Origin of the sequence: Xenorhabdus ehlersii, from assembly GCF_003610465.1 — a bacterium.
Lineage (GTDB): Bacteria > Pseudomonadota > Gammaproteobacteria > Enterobacterales > Enterobacteriaceae > Xenorhabdus > Xenorhabdus ehlersii.
In genome coordinates, this window is record NZ_RAQI01000006.1 from 134195 (window position 1) to 151835 (window position 17641).

General features: G+C 43.3%; 16 protein-coding genes, 1 tRNA gene and 1 pseudogene. 13 read left to right on the top strand and 5 right to left on the bottom strand.

What is annotated here, in order from left to right:
- Window positions 1–143 precede the first annotated feature (143 nt).
- Together BDE27_RS17045 and BDE27_RS17050 are read right to left on the bottom strand one after the other, a co-directional pair.
- Window positions 144–515 carry a YkgJ family cysteine cluster protein gene (locus tag BDE27_RS17045; RefSeq protein WP_099132062.1) on the bottom strand — a complete coding sequence of 124 codons (372 nt, stop codon included), beginning with the start codon at window positions 513–515 and terminating at the stop codon, window positions 144–146.
- A gap of 173 nt (window positions 516–688) precedes the next feature.
- On the bottom strand, window positions 689–1636 hold the full coding sequence (locus tag BDE27_RS17050; protein ID WP_099132061.1) for a glycosyltransferase family 9 protein: 948 nt from the start codon (window positions 1634–1636) through the stop codon (window positions 689–691).
- A 530-nt stretch (window positions 1637–2166) separates the two neighbouring features.
- On the opposite strand from BDE27_RS17050, the gene BDE27_RS17055 reads away from it, so the two are divergent.
- The 7 genes from BDE27_RS17055 to BDE27_RS17085 are packed head-to-tail and all read left to right on the top strand — an operon-like array spanning window position 2167 to window position 8115.
- Entirely contained in the window at window positions 2167–3462 is a 1296-nt protein-coding gene (locus BDE27_RS17055; RefSeq protein WP_099132060.1) for a D-tagatose-bisphosphate aldolase, class II, non-catalytic subunit, read from the top strand.
- Entirely contained in the window at window positions 3459–4628 is a 1170-nt protein-coding gene (locus BDE27_RS17060) for an SIS domain-containing protein (RefSeq protein WP_099132059.1), read from the top strand. Before BDE27_RS17055 ends, BDE27_RS17060 begins: the two co-directional genes overlap by 4 nt.
- A gap of 14 nt (window positions 4629–4642) precedes the next feature.
- Complete coding sequence (gene agaV / locus BDE27_RS17065; protein ID WP_099132058.1) at window positions 4643–5125, top strand: PTS N-acetylgalactosamine transporter subunit IIB; 483 nt, start codon at window positions 4643–4645, stop codon at window positions 5123–5125.
- Between the two features lie 10 nt (window positions 5126–5135).
- Window positions 5136–5924, top strand: coding sequence for a PTS N-acetylgalactosamine transporter subunit IIC (gene agaW, locus BDE27_RS17070; protein ID WP_099132057.1), 789 nt, complete (start codon window positions 5136–5138; stop codon window positions 5922–5924).
- The gene (locus tag BDE27_RS17075) at window positions 5914–6807 is read left to right on the top strand and encodes a PTS system mannose/fructose/sorbose family transporter subunit IID (RefSeq protein WP_099132056.1); all 894 of its coding nucleotides are present in this window, start codon (window positions 5914–5916) and stop codon (window positions 6805–6807) included. The genes agaW and BDE27_RS17075 overlap by 11 nt, the downstream gene beginning before the upstream one ends.
- 9 nt (window positions 6808–6816) lie before the next feature.
- Window positions 6817–7251 (top strand): PTS galactosamine/N-acetylgalactosamine transporter subunit IIA, encoded by a 435-nt coding sequence (gene agaF, locus BDE27_RS17080; protein WP_099132055.1) that lies wholly within the window; start codon window positions 6817–6819, stop codon window positions 7249–7251.
- Window positions 7252–7260: 9 nt separating this feature from the next.
- Window positions 7261–8115 (top strand): tagatose bisphosphate family class II aldolase, encoded by an 855-nt coding sequence (locus tag BDE27_RS17085; protein WP_099132054.1) that lies wholly within the window; start codon window positions 7261–7263, stop codon window positions 8113–8115.
- 161 nt (window positions 8116–8276) lie between these two features.
- Here the strand turns inward: BDE27_RS17085 and BDE27_RS17090 are convergent.
- Window positions 8277–8351, bottom strand: a tRNA-Arg gene (locus BDE27_RS17090).
- A 193-nt stretch (window positions 8352–8544) separates the two neighbouring features.
- On the opposite strand from BDE27_RS17090, the gene BDE27_RS17095 reads away from it, so the two are divergent.
- Window positions 8545–9720, top strand: a complete 1176-nt coding sequence (locus tag BDE27_RS17095; RefSeq protein WP_099132053.1) for a tyrosine-type recombinase/integrase — start codon at window positions 8545–8547, stop codon at window positions 9718–9720.
- Here BDE27_RS17095 and BDE27_RS19655 read toward each other — a convergent pair.
- Window positions 9707–9887 (bottom strand): annotated as a pseudogene (locus BDE27_RS19655) (helix-turn-helix transcriptional regulator). The gene BDE27_RS17095 and the pseudogene BDE27_RS19655 overlap by 14 nt on opposite strands.
- Window positions 9888–10431: 544 nt before the next feature.
- Here BDE27_RS19655 and mlaA point away from each other — a divergent pair.
- Window positions 10432–11184, top strand: coding sequence for a phospholipid-binding lipoprotein MlaA (gene mlaA / locus BDE27_RS17105; protein WP_099132052.1), 753 nt, complete (start codon window positions 10432–10434; stop codon window positions 11182–11184).
- Window positions 11185–11251: 67 nt separating this feature from the next.
- Here the strand turns inward: mlaA and fadL are convergent, their stop codons facing one another.
- Entirely contained in the window at window positions 11252–12562 is a 1311-nt protein-coding gene (gene fadL, locus BDE27_RS17110; RefSeq protein ID WP_099132051.1) for a long-chain fatty acid transporter FadL, read from the bottom strand.
- A gap of 360 nt (window positions 12563–12922) precedes the next feature.
- Between fadL and BDE27_RS17115 the strand changes: the two genes are divergently transcribed.
- The 4 genes from BDE27_RS17115 (at window position 12923) to sixA (ending at window position 17602) form a co-directional block, all read left to right on the top strand.
- Complete coding sequence (locus BDE27_RS17115; protein ID WP_099132050.1) at window positions 12923–13219, top strand: YfcZ/YiiS family protein; 297 nt, start codon at window positions 12923–12925, stop codon at window positions 13217–13219.
- 292 nt (window positions 13220–13511) lie between these two features.
- Complete coding sequence (gene fadI, locus BDE27_RS17120) at window positions 13512–14822, top strand: acetyl-CoA C-acyltransferase FadI (protein ID WP_099132049.1); 1311 nt, start codon at window positions 13512–13514, stop codon at window positions 14820–14822.
- A complete protein-coding gene (gene fadJ / locus BDE27_RS17125; RefSeq protein ID WP_099132048.1) occupies window positions 14822–17005 on the top strand; it encodes a fatty acid oxidation complex subunit alpha FadJ in 2184 nt (727 codons plus the stop codon). Before fadI ends, fadJ begins: the two co-directional genes overlap by 1 nt.
- 114 nt (window positions 17006–17119) lie before the next feature.
- A complete protein-coding gene (gene sixA / locus BDE27_RS17130; RefSeq protein ID WP_099132047.1) occupies window positions 17120–17602 on the top strand; it encodes a phosphohistidine phosphatase SixA in 483 nt (160 codons plus the stop codon).
- Window positions 17603–17641 lie beyond the last annotated feature (39 nt).

Here is a 17641-nt window from a genome sequence, read left to right on the forward strand (position 1 = left end):
CAGCGATAACTCATTCTGCTGTAATGAAATTTACATTTGTTAACTATAGATATGCAAAAGTAAGGTGTCTGTGATGGGACTAACGAATTCCTCTTGAGTGAAATATTCTGTTTTTTATTCGACTAATATCAAACGAGTATCAACTATGGTTGAGATTTTGGCAGAGGGGGAAGGCCATAAGCAGCTCTGGCACGATCACAACTTTCATTATAATCTTCTGTTTCCCAGGCCTGGGGAAATTCCCTGCAAGGAGAGGGCCTTTTATCATAGATAGAACAGGAAACCGATTTACCAATTTCACCACATAAATTGATACATCGGGGGTGAGCTTCGTTTGTGCCTTTCATGCAGCGCATGAAATCATTTAATTTTTCGGTCATAGATACGGGAACTGTACCGCCACCATCCTCAGCTTCAGCCCAATAAAATGAAACACGAAAATATGCACAGCAAGCACCGCAGCTAATACAGGGATTGTCTTGTAACTTAGATTGAGAAATTAACGTCTTACTCATACCAGAGTCACTATCTGATGTTTAAGATATATACTTAGGTAAAATAACCTTTCCTCAAAAGCCCGTTCTCCAATGGAAAGCGAGCCTCCTTAAAAATAAATTATGTTGTCAAATTATATCTATTTTCAAGATAAATTTATATCTTTTGGATGTAATTGAAGTTATTTAATAAATCACTCCTTTAGCAAAGAAAATATAGCTGGATAAACTTTATTTAAATCAATATTGTTGACATTTTCAGGATCGTATAATGTGATAGACTTATCTTTTGTAGCCAGTGGTGCCCAATTTTCAGGTTTTGTTACACCATAAAAGGCAACAAGCTTTTTCTGTAGCGCGGCTGCTAAATGACAAATACCACCATCACCGACAACAATGAGTGTCATGCTATTCAATAAAGCTAAAAAAGAATCCAGAGAATCGGATACTACAACTTCACTATTTTTTCCTATACGTAATTTTAAATCCTCAGCTAAAGGAGTGTCATGCTGATATGAAGAAATAAAAAATTTTGTATCTGGGTGATTTTCTAGAATTTTATTTGCTATTAAAGTGAGACGTTCATTATTTATGAGACTGTATTTTCTATTGTTAGATACAGAAAATAAAATCATGGGAGTCTGCGGTTCAATAGGTTGAAAGGTATTGTTAAATTTGATACAAGGAAAAAGTTCAGCAGATAATTTATTTTCATTAGGTGAAAATGTACGTAATACTTTTAATGCCTGATGGTAACCATTAACTTGTTCCTGATTCACTGGATAGTTAATTAACTTTGCATGCCAATTCTTATCTGTAACAACAGCATAGCGTTTTTTAGCCCCTAATAGCCATAAGAATAGATTATTTAGCTTCATAGGTGTAGGTTTGGCTGAGATAGCAATAGTAAATTTTTTTCGACGAAATGCTAATGCAGTTTTAATAATAGCCAGGTATTTATTTCCTTTAGGGATGATACAGATATTGATTTCAGGGTACAAATAATGAGCAAGTTCAGCATTGCCAGAATCTATAAATAGGCTGATCTCTGCGTCAGGATATGTTTTCTGTAAAAATTTTATTAATGGTTGAGTGCAAATGAGATCACCAAGTCCATTTCGACGTAGTATGGCTATTTTCATAGAGCATTGTCAGAATTAAAAATTCTATCGTTTAAAGTTGATTTCATTATAGTTAAATTAATTCCATTCTTTAACACCACTGAGCAAATTTCTCACATATAGTCGAGATTACAGGCTATTTTATCCACAAAATCAATGTGATGATTGATTTTTAATTTATTCGTGATGTCGTTGCCGTAAAAAATACTAAAGTTTGTTAATTTTTTAATTCCTTTAATTATAGTTCCTGACTGCCTTTAAGTAGAAGAACGAATAAGCCGAATGAAAGATCATGCTTTCGATTTGAATGAAAATGAAATATTTTCGGGGGTGGTTTTTCTCTAAAAATGAACTTTAATAAGGATCACATTTTCGATTGATCCACTCTGCTGTAATTGTTTCTTGATGTGGACGGTTTTGACCTTGAAGCTGGGATTATCGTCAGGCGCTGATTTTTTTGATGTCGATGTCATTGTGGTTGATGAATAAGAAATATCTATTTTAATTAAAAACGAATGTTTTTAACCCTATCTGAATAGACTGGAGATACTATGCAGCCACTATTACAGTTGATCCGTCGCCATAAATCAGGCGAGAACGTAGGGATTTACTCTGTCTGCTCGGCGCATCCTTGGGTGCTGGAAAGTGCAATTCGTTTAGCCAAAGAGAGAAACTCTTCGGTACTTATTGAGGCGACTTCTAATCAGGTTAATCAGTTCGGCGGATATACCGGAATGCAACCGGCAGATTTCCGCGCAATGATCTGGAAAATTGCTGACAAAATAGGGCTTCCCCGCGAAAGAGTCTGGCTCGGTGGCGATCATCTGGGTCCTAATGCATGGCAGAACCGTAGCGCGCAAGAGGCTATGCAGCTCTCTGAAACACTGATTTACGATTATATTGCGGCAGGTTTCAGGAAAATTCATCTCGATTGTTCAATGTCCTGTGCAGATGATCCGGTGCCGCTTAGTGATGGAATCGTAGCATCCCGTGCAGCGAGGCTGTGTCAGGTTGCTGAGCGTAGTTGGAAAGAGCACAGCGGTGAACGCCCTGTTTATGTGATTGGTACTGAAGTTCCTGTACCGGGAGGTGCTAAGGCGTCAATGGCAGGGATGCAGATCACTTCACCTCAGGCAGCAGAAACGACGCTGAAAATTCATCAACACGCATGGCAAGAGCACGGTTTAGCGGATGTCTGGCCGCGGGTTATTGGCCTTGTGGTTCAGCCTGGCGTCGAATTTGATCATCATAATGTTGAACATTACAAGTCAGCGAAAGCACAAACACTAAGCCAGTTTATCGAAACCGTCCCCCATTTGGTTTATGAGGCTCATTCTACGGATTATCAGACTCTGCGTGCTTACCGTGAATTGGTGCGTGACCACTTTGCCATCCTAAAGGTAGGGCCGGCGCTGACGTTTGCCTTGCGTGAGGGGTTGTTTGCTCTCGATAAGCTAGACCGTGAATGGAATGGTGAGCTGAATGCAGCTCACCTGCACAGTACGCTGGAGCAAATCATGCATGAACAGCCTCAGTACTGGAGTCCTTATTACCAAGGTAGTGCACATCAGCAATATATTGACCGCCAATACAGTCTTAGTGACCGCATCCGTTACTACTGGGCAGCTCCAAAGGCAGAAACGGCAGTCAATAATCTGTTGAATAACCTGCGTAATAATCCAATACCCCTGTCGATGCTGAGTCAATACCTGCCTGAGCAGGCCGAAGCAGTAAAAGCAGGGCGGCTGGAACATGATCCGAAAGCGTGGGTGATGGATAAAGTGAGAACCGTTTTACTTCAGTACGCACTAGCGTGTGAGGGACAGAGTGAAGGAGCTGTAGCATGAGGACGATACTGTCATATTCACAGTCATGGCTGGAAGAACACAATGCGCTGTTTACCGCAGAGGAGATTGCCCATCAACCCCGTTTATGGCGTGAACTCTATCGTGAACTGGAATCCAGTGCGGCACAGTGGCAGCCTTTTTTGTCTTCATTGTTAGTTAAGCCTGATTTACAGATTATCCTCTGTGGTGCCGGTTCTTCCGCTTTTATCGGTAAAGCGATGGCTCCGTGGTTACGTGAACATTGTGGGTTGGATGTCTACGCCTATGCGTCAACGGATATTGTGCCGACACCGTGGCAGTATCTTGAAAAACAGCGTCCGACCTTACTGGTCTCCTACGCACGTTCCGGTAACAGCCCGGAAAGTGTCGGGGCAATTGAGCTGGCGGATCAGTTAGCAGATGATGTTTATCACTTGATACTTACCTGTAATCCAGATGGTGCGCTTGCCCATTATGCAAAGGTCAAGCGCGCAGAGGGCAAGAACAATGCCTGTGCGCTGATTATGCCTAAAGGTTCCCATGATCGTAGTTTTGCAATGACATCCAGCTTCAGTTGCATGACGTTGGCGACATTGCTACTGCTTGGCAAACTGGATTTTGCACGGGCAGATAAGTCAGTCGAAAAGATGGCCACTCTCTGTGAAACGTGTTTTTCAGAATGGTTGCCGCGGGTTCAGAAAGTATCACAGTCTGGTTTCAGCAGAATGGTAGCATTGGGTTCCGGCTGTTTTACCGGTATTGCGGAAGAAGGCGCTCTGAAGATGCTCGAACTGACAGCCGGTAAAGTGGCAACCCGTTTTGACTCTACACTCGGTGTACGTCACGGGCCTAAATTCATGATTGATGAAAATACCTTAGTTATCGTGATGCTGTCGGCAGAAGCGTATTGCCGCCGTTATGATATCGATCTGCTCAATGAACTGAAACATGATGAACTGGCAAAACAGATTATTCCGCTTAGCAGCCTGCCACTGCCGGGAGCTGTTGAACTGAATAGCGGGTTTTCTGATATTTGGCTGATGTTTCCATATCTTATCTTCTTCCAGTTGTTGGCATTCAATACCTCGTTGTCACATAGCTTATCACCCGATAATCCTTGCCCGACAGGGGAAGTAAACCGAGTTGTAAAAGGTGTCCAATTATACCCTTATCAATATACAAAATAATAATAGGAGTGAGTATGTCTGCCCCAAACATATTGATGACCCGAATCGATAACCGTCTGATTCATGGTCAGGTTGGCGTGACTTGGACAAATTCACTGGGCGCGAATTTGGTTGTGGTGGCAAATGATGAAGCATCAGCCGACCCTGTTGCCCAATCTTTAATGGATATGGTGGTCTCTGACGGTGTGCAGACCCGCTATTTCACATTGCAGAAAACAATCGCTGTCATTCACAAGGCGGCGGACAGGCAGAAAATTTTTATTGTCTGCAAAACACCTCAGGATGTGCTTACTCTGGTTAAAGGAGGTGTTCCTATCAAATTTGTCAATGTCGGAAATATGCATTTCTCGGAAGGAAAAAAACAGATCCACAAAACGGTCTCTGTTGATGACGCTGATATCAATGCATTCCGTGAGTTGGATAAATTGGGAATCACTTGTGAAATCCGTAGGGTGCCGGATGAAGCAGGTGAATCTGTCTCTAAGCTGATTAGCTGAGGAGGCCAGTATGCTTACTAGCGCACTACTTATCGCTTTACTGGCAGGGATCGCCGGTGTTGACCTGTTTAACGGACTGACTCACATTCACCGTCCCATAGTGATTGGTCCTTTAGTCGGACTGATTTTAGGAGATGTACAGACTGGTTTGTTGGTTGGTGGAACGCTGGAATTGGTCTGGATGGGCATGGTGCCGCTGGCCGGAGCGCAACCGCCTAATGTGGTTATCGGCGGGGTGATTGGGACAACGTTTGCGATCATGGCCCATACCGATCCGAAAGTGGCGATAGGAATAGCTGTGCCGTTTTCGATAGCCGTACAGGGTTGTATCACACTGTTGTTTACTATCTATTCGCCGATGATGCATAAGTGCGATGAAATGGTGAGAAAACTGAACTGGCGTGGTGTCGAATGGGTCAACTATTTCGGTATACTCATTCTGTTCTTTTTCTACTTTATTGTTGCTTTCCTGCCTGTCTATTTCGGTGCAGATGCGGCGAGCACAATGGTTCGGAAAGCACCACAATGGCTGCTTGATGGCCTTGCGGTAGCAGGGGGAATGATGCCTGCTATCGGTTTCTCATTACTAATGAAGTTTATGATGAAAAAAACCTATGTGGCCTACTTCATTCTAGGTTTTATTTCTGTGACTTTCCTGAATATGCCGATTATTGCAGTAGCACTTGGCGCATTCGCAATTGCATTGATTGATTTTTTTAATCGTACCCGTAACGACAGCAACGACGATCAGAGTACTGGCTCTCAGACTACTGCACAGGAGATGAACGATGGCATTTAATGATTCAGATGAAGCGCTGGCGGCAAAAGCGGAACAGAGGATGGCTCAGGCTATAGCAACCAGCCAGGTTGATCGGGACGACTATATTGATAATGAGCTTAGTCCTGAACTGACAAACCGCGATATTAACGTAATGGCGCTGCGCTCACTATTATTACAGGCATCGTTTAACTATGAGCGTATGCAGGCAGGGGGCTGGTTATATACCCTGATACCGGCACTGCGCAAGATCCATAAAAATCCACAGGACCTATCCAACTCTATGAAAATGCATATGGAGTTTATCAATGTCCATCCCTTTGACGTCACTTTCCTTTCTGGGCTTGTACTAGCGATGGAAAGGAGTAAAGAGAAGGTGTCTACCATCCGTGCTGTGAAAGTTGCATTGATGGGGCCTTTAGGCGGGATTGGTGATGCTTTATTCTGGTTAACACTACTACCTATTTGTGCCGGCATTGGTGCCTCTCTGGCACTTCAGGGCAGTTTATTCGGGCCAATTATTTTTCTGCTGATGTTCAACATTGCGCACTTTGTCCTGCGTTTCGGACTGGCACATTACGGTTATCGGGCAGGAATCAAAGCGATTGCCATGCTGAAAGCGCACACCAAGAACATTTCTCATGCGGCTTCAATTGTCGGTATGACAGTAATAGGCGCACTGGTGGCTTCCTACGTTCATCTTTCCACACCGTTAGTCTTGAAGGCCGGCGAAGCGAAGCTCGCTCTACAGACGGATGTACTGGATAAAGTGATGCCTAATCTGTTGCCTCTGGCTTTTACTCTGTTGGTTTACTGGCTGATGAAGAAGGGAGCATCACCTGTGAAATTGATTGGTATCACAGTGGTGTTTGGGATTGTCGGTAAGTTCGTCGGTTTTCTATAAGGAGTGCAGATGCTAGGTGTAGTGATAACCGGACATGGCGGTTTTGCCAGTGGTCTGTTGCAGGCGGTAGAACAGGTTATCGGTCCGCAAGAGCAGTGTGTAGCCGTGGATTTTCCAGAAGGAATGTGTACTGAGGCACTGAAAAAAGCACTGGAGGCTGCGTGCTACCAATGTGATCAGGGTGAAGGGCTGGTTTTTCTCACTGACTTGCTCGGCGGTTCTCCGTTCAGACAGGCTGCGCAGATGGCATTAAATCATCCTGCATATCAGGTCATTACTGGTACTAATATGCAGATGGCTGCGGAAATGATGCTTGAGCGTGACGGTATGACAGTCACCGAGTTTCGCGACATGGCACTGGAATGCGGACATCGTGGGCTGACCAGCCTGTGGCATGAGCAGCAGCGTGAAAGACAGGCATCACAGGGTATTGATGGTATCTGAGGAGATAACATGTATCTGATTTCTAACCGGGAAATGCTGAAAAAAGCGCAGCGTGGCAGATACGCTGTACCTGCCTTTAATGTCCATAACCTTGAAACAGTGCAGGTGGTGGTAGAAACCGCTACCGCACTGTCATCACCGGTGATATTGGCGGGAACACCTGGCACCTTTACCTACGCAGGGCTGGAATATATGGTGTCTATCTGTCGTGAAGCGGCGTATATCAACCATCTGCCGATAGCACTGCATCTGGATCACCATGAAGAGTATGATGATATCTGTCATAAAGTGCAGTCCGGTATCCGTTCTGTGATGATTGATGGTTCACATCTGCCTTTTGAGCAGAATATCGAGGCGGTATCCCGTGTGGTTCGATTTTGTCAGAACTACGATGTCAGTGTTGAGGCAGAATTAGGCAGGCTCGGCGGGCAGGAAGATGACTTAGCCGTCGATAGCAAAGATAGTTTCTATACTGATCCTATGGCTGCGAAAGAATATGTTGCTCGTACAGGCATTGATTCACTGGCGGTCGCGATAGGTTCAGCGCATGGCCTGTATCACGGAGAGCCACACCTTGATTTTGATCGCCTGGCCGCTATCAGGCAGCAGGTTGATATTCCACTGGTTCTGCATGGTGCATCAGGTATCCCTGAGGAGATGGTACGGCATGCGATTAATTTCGGGATCTGCAAGGTGAATGTGGCGACAGATCTGAAAATTGCTTTTGCTGACGCGGTTAAAGCATATTTTGCTGAACACCCGGATGCAAACGATCCACGCAAATATATCACACCGGGTAAAGAGGCAATGCGCAAGGTGGTCGAAACTAAAATCCGCATTTGCGGTAGCGCAGGAATGATGTAATCATAAATCAGGGTAGCTACCCTTTATAGAGATCACAATGGCTGACTTCTCTATACCTGTGGTTTGCCTGATCATGGTGTTGATACTGACCTGTATGACAAGTACCCAATTCCTTCAGATAGACAATCCCATCATGTACTTTATTGCAGTTTAGTTGACTCTGGCGTCCCCTGCAGGAATCGAACCTGCAACTAGCCCTTAGGAGGGGCTCGTTATATCCATTTAACTAAGGGGACTTTTTACTGCTTTGTTTCAGACTGTTTTGAGTCGTTTGTATCTTATCTCTTTATGCCTGTTTTAATCAAGTTTTTTGCCTTTGTTTGTTTCGTTTTGTTGTCGTTTGTTTTTCGTTGTAGTCGGTTCGTTCACTTGCCATTGTGTACAGATTGAGTACATAATCACATTTCATCTTGTGTACAGGTTATAGCTATGGCATTGAGCGACACTAAACTTCGTGGCATCCACAACAAGCCCTACAAAGGCAAACCTGAATTAACCGATGGTGACGGCTTGAGTGTCAGGATCACTCCAAACGGAACCATAACATTTCAGCACAGATATCGCTGGAATGGCAAGCCCGTTCGCCTTACTGTTGGTCGATATCCTGAGATGTCATTAAAGGACGCACGAGTAGCAGTAGGTAATATGCGCTCATTGTACATAAAGGGTCTTGATCCAAAAATGTATTTCTCTCATTCTGAAGAAGAGGCAACATTAAAAGACTGCCTTGACTACTGGTGGGATAAGTACGTATCTACGCTAAAACCCAATACTCAGATACTTTATAAGTCCGTCGTGTACAACACGATGTACACACAATTCTTGGATACACCAGTAGCTAGCATACCTGTGTCATCTTGGGTTAAGTTTTTCGACAAACAGGAAAAGGGAAACCCTAAAAAAGCCAGAGTGCTTTTAACTCAAATGCGCTCAGTGGTTAACTGGTGCATAGGAAGGCAATTTATCCCATCATGCGAGGTCATGAAACTTAGCGTGAAAAATATAGGCAAAAAACCAGACACTGGTAGCCGAGTTTTAACTTACACGGAACTGGCTAAGGTCTGGTTAGCACTGGAAAATAATAAGATAGTTTCATCCAACAAAATATTACATCAACTCCTTTTGTTATGGGGTGCTCGATTATCTGAGTTACGGCTAGCTACTGCTAATGAATTTAATATGGATGATTTGATCTGGACGACTCCGGTAGCTCACTCGAAAATGGGCAATGTAATTAGAAGGCCTATATTTAAGCAGATCACGCCATATATAGAACGACTATTAAACATGGGTAATGATATTTTGTTTCCTGGACAGGAATTGGATAAAGCCATAGACAGATCGTCAGCAAACCTCTATATGAACAAGCTAAGGAAGTCTATCGGTATACCTGAATGGCGTACACATGATTTTAGACGTTCGTTGGTGACTAATTTATCAAGCGAGGGGATTGCACCCCATGTCACCGAGAAGATGCTGGGGCACGAATTAGGCGGGGTGATGGCTGTGTACAACAAGCACGATTGGATTGATGAACAAAAAGAGGCGTATGAGCTATATGCAGATAAAGTATTTTGGCATATTAAGCAACTCACGAACGGTTGACTCCGCCATTGTCGAGCCACTCACGTATAGCTGAATGGCTGTATCGGGCGGGATGATTGAGAACTGGTTCAGGAAATCCATATTTTTTTCCTGAGCCGATATATTGCCGTTCTTTTCTTTCCTAACATATCAAAAACCTCTTTTTCTTCAATTAAGTTTTTATCCATCCTTCATCTCCTTCTGAATTATCCTCACATAATACGCCAGCACAGATTTAGCGCTGAACTTCATGTGGTTGAATGGTTTGAATTTAGGTGTGTATTTATCGAGAATTGCGGTTAAGTTAATAAATGACAATATGAAATATCAAGAGACTAAAAAGGTGGAACGCATTTGGGACGGGTCCCGAAAGATAACCACAGGTAACTGTCGGGATTAAGATAGAGATAGTAAAATAAGAAGTAAGAAAAAGAGGGTTGTTTTTGAAGTTGTGTAGATATTGGTGTACTTGTAAGATATTTATTTAATATTTTTTATTTAATTATCAACTAATTACCTTATTAGTTCGTTATATCCACTAAGGGGACAACGAAACGCAGTATACCTGTTTTTCTTGTCAAAGATAAGGCATAACGAACTGTTTGCCTATATAATCACCCCTCTTTTTGATTACCATTAATGAAAGATTGGCGGTATATTTTACATATTGGGTGCATTAGCTGGTATGCAGCGTGATAGTTAATATCTAAAAATAATTATATGGAGAACAATATGAAGTCTCGTCTGAGCGGGGTTGCTCTTACAGCAGTCTTACTTGTGGGATGTGCCAGTTCATCGAATATGATGGAACAGGGGCGTTCTGATCCGCTGGAAGGGTTTAACCGTGCTATGTTCAACTTTAATTATGATGTTCTCGATCCGTATGTACTGCGCCCGGTTGCTGTAGGTTGGCGTAATTATATGCCGATGCCAGCGCGAAATGGCATTGGCAATTTTATGAGTAATCTTGAAGAACCAGCCAGCATGGTTAACAGTTTTTTGCGTGGAGATGTTCATGAAGGTGCGAAACACTTTAACCGTTTCTTTTTGAATACCTTGTTGGGAATGGGGGGGCTTATTGATGTTGCTTCCATGGCGAATCCCAAACTGGCAAAAGAAGATCCAATGCGCTTTGGTAGCACATTAGGACACTATAACGTGGGGTATGGCCCATATGTTGTTCTGCCCGGTTACGGTAGTTTTACATTGCGTGATGAAGGCGGTAACTTTGCGGATATGACTTATCCCGTATTGAGTTATCTTACTGGTTGGATGTTGGTAGGCAAATGGGTGTTCGAAGGTATAGAAACCCGCGCTCGCTTGCTGGACTCTGATGGCCTGCTAAAAAACTCTTCAGATCCTTATTTGATGATGCGCGATGCTTACTTCCAACGCCACGATTTTATGGCTAATGGTGGCAAGTTGGAGCCGGAAAAAAATCCTAATGCGGCAAGTATTCAAGATGAATTGGATTCTATAGATTAATTCGTTACCTATAACTAAAAAAAGGATAGCGGTGCTATCCTTTTTTTAGATTCGGTTCTAATATGTACTAGAACGAGTAGTTAAAGCTTATGCCATACAACCATGCGGTTCCTTTGGAATCAAACTCATATGGTGTATTGAAAGGAGCAGGTGCATTCTCTTGCAGTTTCTCGCTAGCATGTACTTTCTTACCGCGCATATAGGAAACACCGACATCCACAGAAGCATCTTTATTGAATGCATAAGTGGTTCCTAAGCTAAACCAAAAACGATCTTGATCCGGAATGGAGATAGAACGATTTTTGGCTGGTACAGGACTTTCATCAAAGGCGATACCGGTACGGAATGTCCAGTTATCATCATAGTAGTAAGTTGTACCTAGCGAGATACGGTAAGCATCGCGGAAACCTTCGTGCTTTTGGAATAAGGTAGCACCGGAATCTTTGCTTTTACCACGTAATTCTTTAAATTCGCTCCAGCCTGTATACAAGAAGCTATAGTGAATTGCCCATTGTGGTGCAACACGGTTATAGCCCGAAAGTTCCCACATATCAGGTAAGTTCAGATCCAGAGTACCTTTAATGGTGTTGCCAGCGAGGCCACCGGGGAGCAGAGCTGGCATTTCATTGCTGTAATCCCCCTTTTTGAACTTAACTTTGACCTTGGAACGATACGTCAGGCTATAACGGTTGTTTTCATCGTACTGATATAGGAATCCTACATTCCAGCCATAGCCCCAATCTTTACCTTCCAATTTGGCAGCTTCAGTAGTTGCTTGGGTATTAAGTCCTGTCATTGTGGATGTTGCAGGACCAGTTTCACCCATATGACGAGTGATTTTGGCATCGGCATAAACAGCATTGACACCTAAGCCAAAGCTGAATTGATCATTAAATTTGTAAGCACCACTTAGATTAAAGTTCAACGTTTTGAGTGATGTCTTCCCACCAATTAGGCCAGCAGGATAATTATTACTGAATTCCGTGGATAAGCCAAAGTTGCTCACGGCTGATGCACCAACATACCATTGATCATTGATTGGAATGATAAAATGCAGGTTTGGGATCCATGCATGTGGTGCGATGTTTTTAGCATCTGTGCTCTGACCAGTCACAGGTGACTTTCCGGTAATATCAACATCTGGGTTGACATACACCAAACCACCAGAAAACGATGGACGATCAAATAAGGTCATGGCCGCAGGGTTACGACTGCCTACGGAAGCGTTATCTGCAACGGCACCAGCCCCAGAAAATGCACGGCCTAGTCCTGATGATGAATATTCATTCAATTGAAAACCAGCAGCACTAGCGTTGGATGAGAGGATTGCAACCGCCACTGCTAACGCTGAACGTGTAAATAGGTTTTTCTGGTCCATAACCAAAACCTCATTGTCTAATTATTATTAACATGCCACTCAAGTAGCTGAGAGCGCGGGATTGTAGAGTCGATTTGTCGCAATGACAACAATGACAAATCAGACCAGTGCACGAAGTATAGGCTTGATAATAGAATATGTTGCAAGAATGTTTTCTAAATATAACTAAAATGATTCTTAAATTGGGACTTGCTTAACAAAAAGTAGACAGCTTCCGTTAATGAAGTGTAAATGGATTTCTGTTGGTGTGGTCAGATCAATAAATTGTGAGATAAATGGCTCCAAACAGCGTAAATGCTGGTTATCAGTAGTCAGGAGAACGTAGAATTATCAGCATGTTTTTTAGCCGGAGAAATTTAAATGTCTGATGCGATTAACCGCTGTAGTGCCGAAGAAACGGCTGCTTGCTGCTGTGTTGATGTGGGAACCGTTATTGATAATGAAGATTGCACCGCTTCTTACCAGTGTGTTTTTGTGAGTGAACAAGAAGCCGAAGTTATGCTTAATTCATTGATCAAAAAGGCTAAATCAGTGGAATCTGATCCATGTATTATACATCACAGCATCGAAGCAGTTGACGGTGGAATGCAACTATCTGTGGATTTTACCTTTAGTTGTCAAGCAGAAGCTCTCATTTTTCAGTTAGGCTTGCGTTAATTCACGCTGAACAACGGTTTTCTCATTGTTTTGTCATGCCAAACAGTGAGAAAATCGCTAGTAATAGATTGTAAATTATGGCCTTTTCTTTGTACTCCTGCCACTTATTCTTCATTTAAGTTGTATAAATTATAAATAGTTTAAAGTTGAGTTTGTTCTCATTTTTAGTTTATACCTATTTGCTATTTTCCAACATTGCGTTAACAATGCATCATCAGGTCTGACCTCTTATGAGGTAAGTAAATATTTTTAATCAATCAATTGATTTAGTTAATAATAATTAGGAGTTGCTATGGGTCGTTCTTCAACAAAAGTAATACCGCAAAGGGAACGTGTCGCTATTGTCAGCGGGTTGCGCATTCCTTTTGCGAAACAAGCAACTTTCTACCACGGTATTCCGGCTGTTGACTTGGGAAAGGCTGTTGTAAGCGAGCTGGTTATTAGGAGCGGTTTGTCGCCTGAGAAGATCGACCAATTGGTTTTTGGGCAGGTTGTTCAAATGCCGGAAGCTCCAAATATTGCAAGGGAAATTGTTTTGGGGGCAGGCTTAAGTGTGAATACTGATGCTTATAGTGTTTCCCGTGCCTGTGCAACGAGTTTTCAGGCAATCGCAAACGTGGCTGAAAGTATTATGGCAGGAGTAGTCAATATAGGGATCGCTGGAGGCGCGGATTCCTCATCTGTTTTGCCTATCGGAGTGACTAAGTCATTGGCGCGCACGTTAGTTGACATGAACAAAGCCAAAAGTCTCCCCCAACGATTAAAATTACTCAGCCGATTGAAATTACGTGATTTATTGCCTGTATCTCCTGCTGTTGCTGAGTATTCCACGGGGTTGAGAATGGGGGATACCGCTGAGCAGATGGCAAAAACTTATCATATCAGTCGCGAAGATCAGGATGCATTTGCGCACCGCTCTCATGTAATGGCAGCCAAAGCCTGGGAGCAAGGGCTTTTGCAAGAGGAAATTATATCGGCATATTTCCCGCCATACAGCAAAACCTTGGCAGAAGATAACAACATCAGAAAAAACTCGACGTTAGCTTCGTATGCCAAATTGCGTCCGGCCTTTGATCGTAAACATGGCACAGTGACTGCAGCAAACAGCACACCACTAACGGATGGTGCAGCAGCAGTGATGTTAATGCGTGAATCCGTTGCCAAAGAACTCGGTATGGTTCCACTGGGGTATTTACGTAGTTATGCATTTTCTGCCATTGATGTTTGGCAGGACATGTTACTGGGGCCGTCCTATGCAACCCCGTTGGCACTGGAGCGTGCTGGTATCACTTTGAATGAACTGACTCTTATCGACATGCATGAAGCATTTGCTGCCCAAACACTAACGAATTTAAAAATGTTTGCCAGTGAGAAATTTGCCCGTGAAAAGTTGGGGCGTACTCAGGCAATTGGTGAAGTGGATATGGATAAATTCAATGTATTGGGTGGATCAATTGCTTATGGGCACCCCTTCGCGGCGACAGGAGCCAGAATGGTTACCCAAACGTTGAATGAATTGCGTCGCCGTGGGGGTGGGTTTGGATTAACAACAGCTTGTGCCGCGGGTGGTTTGGGTGCAGCAATGGTATTGGAGGTGGAATAATGGTTCAGGCTGAAAAAGAAACGGTTATGTCAGCAGTAATGCAACCGGAGCAATCGGTATTCAGTTTTTCTGTCAGGGACGACAAGGTGGGAATTATCACCATTGATGTACCAGGAGAGAAAGTTAACACACTGAAAGCCGAATTTGTTGAACAGTTCCTGATCATGTTTGAAAAAGCACAACAAGTTTCAGGCTTGAAAGGGCTGGTTATTGTATCCGGTAAGCCAGATACCTTCATTGCAGGTGCTGATATTAGCATGATAGCGAATTGCCAAACCCAGGAAGAAGCGACAGCATTGGCTGAAAAAGGGCAAAAACTGTTTGCGCAGATTGCTAATTATCCTCTACCTGTTGTGGCAGCAATTCATGGCGCGTGCTTAGGTGGTGGGCTGGAGTTGGCATTGGCTTGTCATGCGCGTATCTGTTCTTTGGATGAAAAAACCCGTCTTGGTTTGCCGGAAGTTCAGCTAGGGTTATTACCAGGTTCAGGCGGAACGCAGAGATTGCCTCGTTTGATTGGTGTCAGTGCTGCTTTGGACATCATATTGACCGGCCGTCAGCTTAAGGTAAAACAGGCGCAACGGTTGGGTGTTGTAGATGAGGCAGTTCCTTTAGATATCTTGCTAGATGTTGCTGTGCAATATGTTAAAAAAGGCATCGTGAAGCGTAAGCCATTGGCATGGTCGCAGCGTATACTGGCAAGTGCGTTAGGCAGGCCGTTGTTATTCCAAATGGTTCATAAAAAAACGCGAGAAAAAACTCGTGGCCATTATCCTGCTCCAGAGAAAATCATCAATGTGATTTGTGCTGGCCTGGAAAAAGGCTCAGAGAAAGGTTTTCAGCTTGAAGCCAAGGCATTTGGTGAACTGGCGATGACACAGGAATCAGAAGCATTGCGGAGCTTGTTCTTTGCTTCTACAACGTTGAAGAATGAAACTGGCTCTTCAGAACAGCCCGCGGAAATCAGACATGTGGGGATTTTGGGAGGAGGCCTGATGGGGGGCGGTATTGCCAATGTGACTGTGACGCGGGGAAATTTGCCTGCTCGCATTAAAGATATTAATGAAAAAGGCATTAGTCAGGCATTGAAATATACATGGGATCTCCTTTCTAAGCGGGTAAAACAGCGTCGTTTGAAATCAAGTGAGCGTTCTCGTCAGATGTCGTTATTGACAGGAACGACGGATTACAGTGGGTTTAAGCAAGCTGATATTATAGTTGAAGCGGTATTTGAAGATTTAGTATTGAAACGCCAAATGGTTGCAGAAATTGAAGAAAATACGAAACCCGAAACTATTTTTGCATCTAACACTTCTTCATTGCCAATCCATAAGATCGCTGAAGCGGCGACTCGACCAGAACAGGTAATTGGCCTTCACTATTTCAGCCCTGTAGACAAAATGCCGTTGGTGGAAGTCATTCCACATGCGGGAACGAGTGAAAAAACGATCGCAACTGTTGTGGCGTTGGCCAAGAAACAGGGAAAAACAGCGATTGTTGTCGGGGATAAAGCAGGTTTTTATGTGAACCGAATTCTGACACCTTACATTAATGAGGCTGGTTATTGTGTATTGGAAGGTGAGCCGATTGAACATATTGATAATGCTTTAATGAATTTCGGTTTTCCTATTGGCCCAATCAATCTGCTGGATGAAGTTGGCATAGATGTAGGTACTAAAATTATCCCTGTTTTGGTAGAAGAATTGGGAAGTCGATTTGAAGCACCAGAGATTTTGGATGCAATTTTGCGGGATGACCGAAAGGGCAAAAAGAATGGCCGCGGTTTCTATTTGTATGCGAGTAAAAAAAGTTCATTCTGGCCTTTTGGCAAAAAACCTAACAAAGAAGTGGACGCATCGATTTATTCCTTATTAAAGATCAAGCCAGCTATAAAAATGTTGCCTGCTGACATAGCCCAGCGTTGTGTGATGCTGATGCTGAATGAAGCAGTGCGCTGTTTGGATGAGGGAATTATCAGAAGTCCTCGTGATGGTGATATTGGTGCTGTATTTGGCATCGGATTCCCGCCATTCCTGGGAGGACCATTCCGTTATATTGATAGGCTTGGCAGCGATAAAGTTGTAGAAATCCTACGTCGTCTGGAGGCGCAATATGGCGAAAGGTTTGCTCCCTGTGAGCGTTTAATCCAGATGGCTGAACAGAAAAATAAATTTCACGCATAATTTTAATTTTTCTTGTTAAAACAGTTAGATCGGCTCTTTTAATTAAGAGTCGATGTTTTATAGGAATTAAATGATTATTCTGAGATAGGTTCGCAATTAACTAAACGGTGGATTATGTACGTTTTTATTATGCGTCATGGTGATGCTGCCTTGAATGCAATCAGTGATGCAGCACGGGAACTTACACCCAGAGGGTGCCAGGAATCACAGACAATGGCTGGCTGGCTTTCGCAGCAATCGCCTGACATCGATTGTGTTTTGGTCAGCCCTTATGTCCGTGCAGAACAAACATTAAAGGTGGTGCGAGAAAATTTGGTACTTCCTGACAATGAAGAAATACTGGCTGAGTTAACGCCATCAGGAGATGTCATGTTGGTTGCCAGCTATTTGCACGTTTTGTCAACACAAGGGCATAAATCTGTATTGGTAGTTTCCCATTTACCGTTAGTCGGCTATTTGGTGTCTGAGCTTTGCCCTGGACAAACTCCGCCAATGTTTGCTACATCCAGCATTGCTTGTGTCGAGTTGGAACCCCAAACAGAAAAAGGGTGTCTGTTATGGCAAACATCACCTGCACAATTGGCGGCGAAATCCTAACCAGACACCTTAATTATTAGGCAATTTAATTAAATATAA

Excerpts from the sequence above, each read along its gene's own strand:
- BDE27_RS17045 (WP_099132062.1), bottom strand. The coding sequence starts at position 515 with ATGAGTAAGACGTTAATTTCTCAATCTAAGTTACAAGACAATCCCTGT.
- BDE27_RS17050 (WP_099132061.1), bottom strand. The coding sequence starts at position 1,636 with ATGAAAATAGCCATACTACGTCGAAATGGACTTGGTGATCTCATTTGC.
- BDE27_RS17055 (WP_099132060.1), top strand. The coding sequence starts at position 2,167 with ATGCAGCCACTATTACAGTTGATCCGTCGCCATAAATCAGGCGAGAAC.
- BDE27_RS17060 (WP_099132059.1), top strand. The coding sequence starts at position 3,459 with ATGAGGACGATACTGTCATATTCACAGTCATGGCTGGAAGAACACAAT.
- agaV (WP_099132058.1), top strand. The coding sequence starts at position 4,643 with ATGTCTGCCCCAAACATATTGATGACCCGAATCGATAACCGTCTGATT.
- agaW (WP_099132057.1), top strand. The coding sequence starts at position 5,136 with ATGCTTACTAGCGCACTACTTATCGCTTTACTGGCAGGGATCGCCGGT.
- BDE27_RS17075 (WP_099132056.1), top strand. The coding sequence starts at position 5,914 with ATGGCATTTAATGATTCAGATGAAGCGCTGGCGGCAAAAGCGGAACAG.
- agaF (WP_099132055.1), top strand. The coding sequence starts at position 6,817 with ATGCTAGGTGTAGTGATAACCGGACATGGCGGTTTTGCCAGTGGTCTG.
- BDE27_RS17085 (WP_099132054.1), top strand. The coding sequence starts at position 7,261 with ATGTATCTGATTTCTAACCGGGAAATGCTGAAAAAAGCGCAGCGTGGC.
- BDE27_RS17095 (WP_099132053.1), top strand. The coding sequence starts at position 8,545 with ATGGCATTGAGCGACACTAAACTTCGTGGCATCCACAACAAGCCCTAC.
- mlaA (WP_099132052.1), top strand. The coding sequence starts at position 10,432 with ATGAAGTCTCGTCTGAGCGGGGTTGCTCTTACAGCAGTCTTACTTGTG.
- fadL (WP_099132051.1), bottom strand. The coding sequence starts at position 12,562 with ATGGACCAGAAAAACCTATTTACACGTTCAGCGTTAGCAGTGGCGGTT.
- BDE27_RS17115 (WP_099132050.1), top strand. The coding sequence starts at position 12,923 with ATGTCTGATGCGATTAACCGCTGTAGTGCCGAAGAAACGGCTGCTTGC.
- fadI (WP_099132049.1), top strand. The coding sequence starts at position 13,512 with ATGGGTCGTTCTTCAACAAAAGTAATACCGCAAAGGGAACGTGTCGCT.
- fadJ (WP_099132048.1), top strand. The coding sequence starts at position 14,822 with ATGGTTCAGGCTGAAAAAGAAACGGTTATGTCAGCAGTAATGCAACCG.
- sixA (WP_099132047.1), top strand. The coding sequence starts at position 17,120 with ATGTACGTTTTTATTATGCGTCATGGTGATGCTGCCTTGAATGCAATC.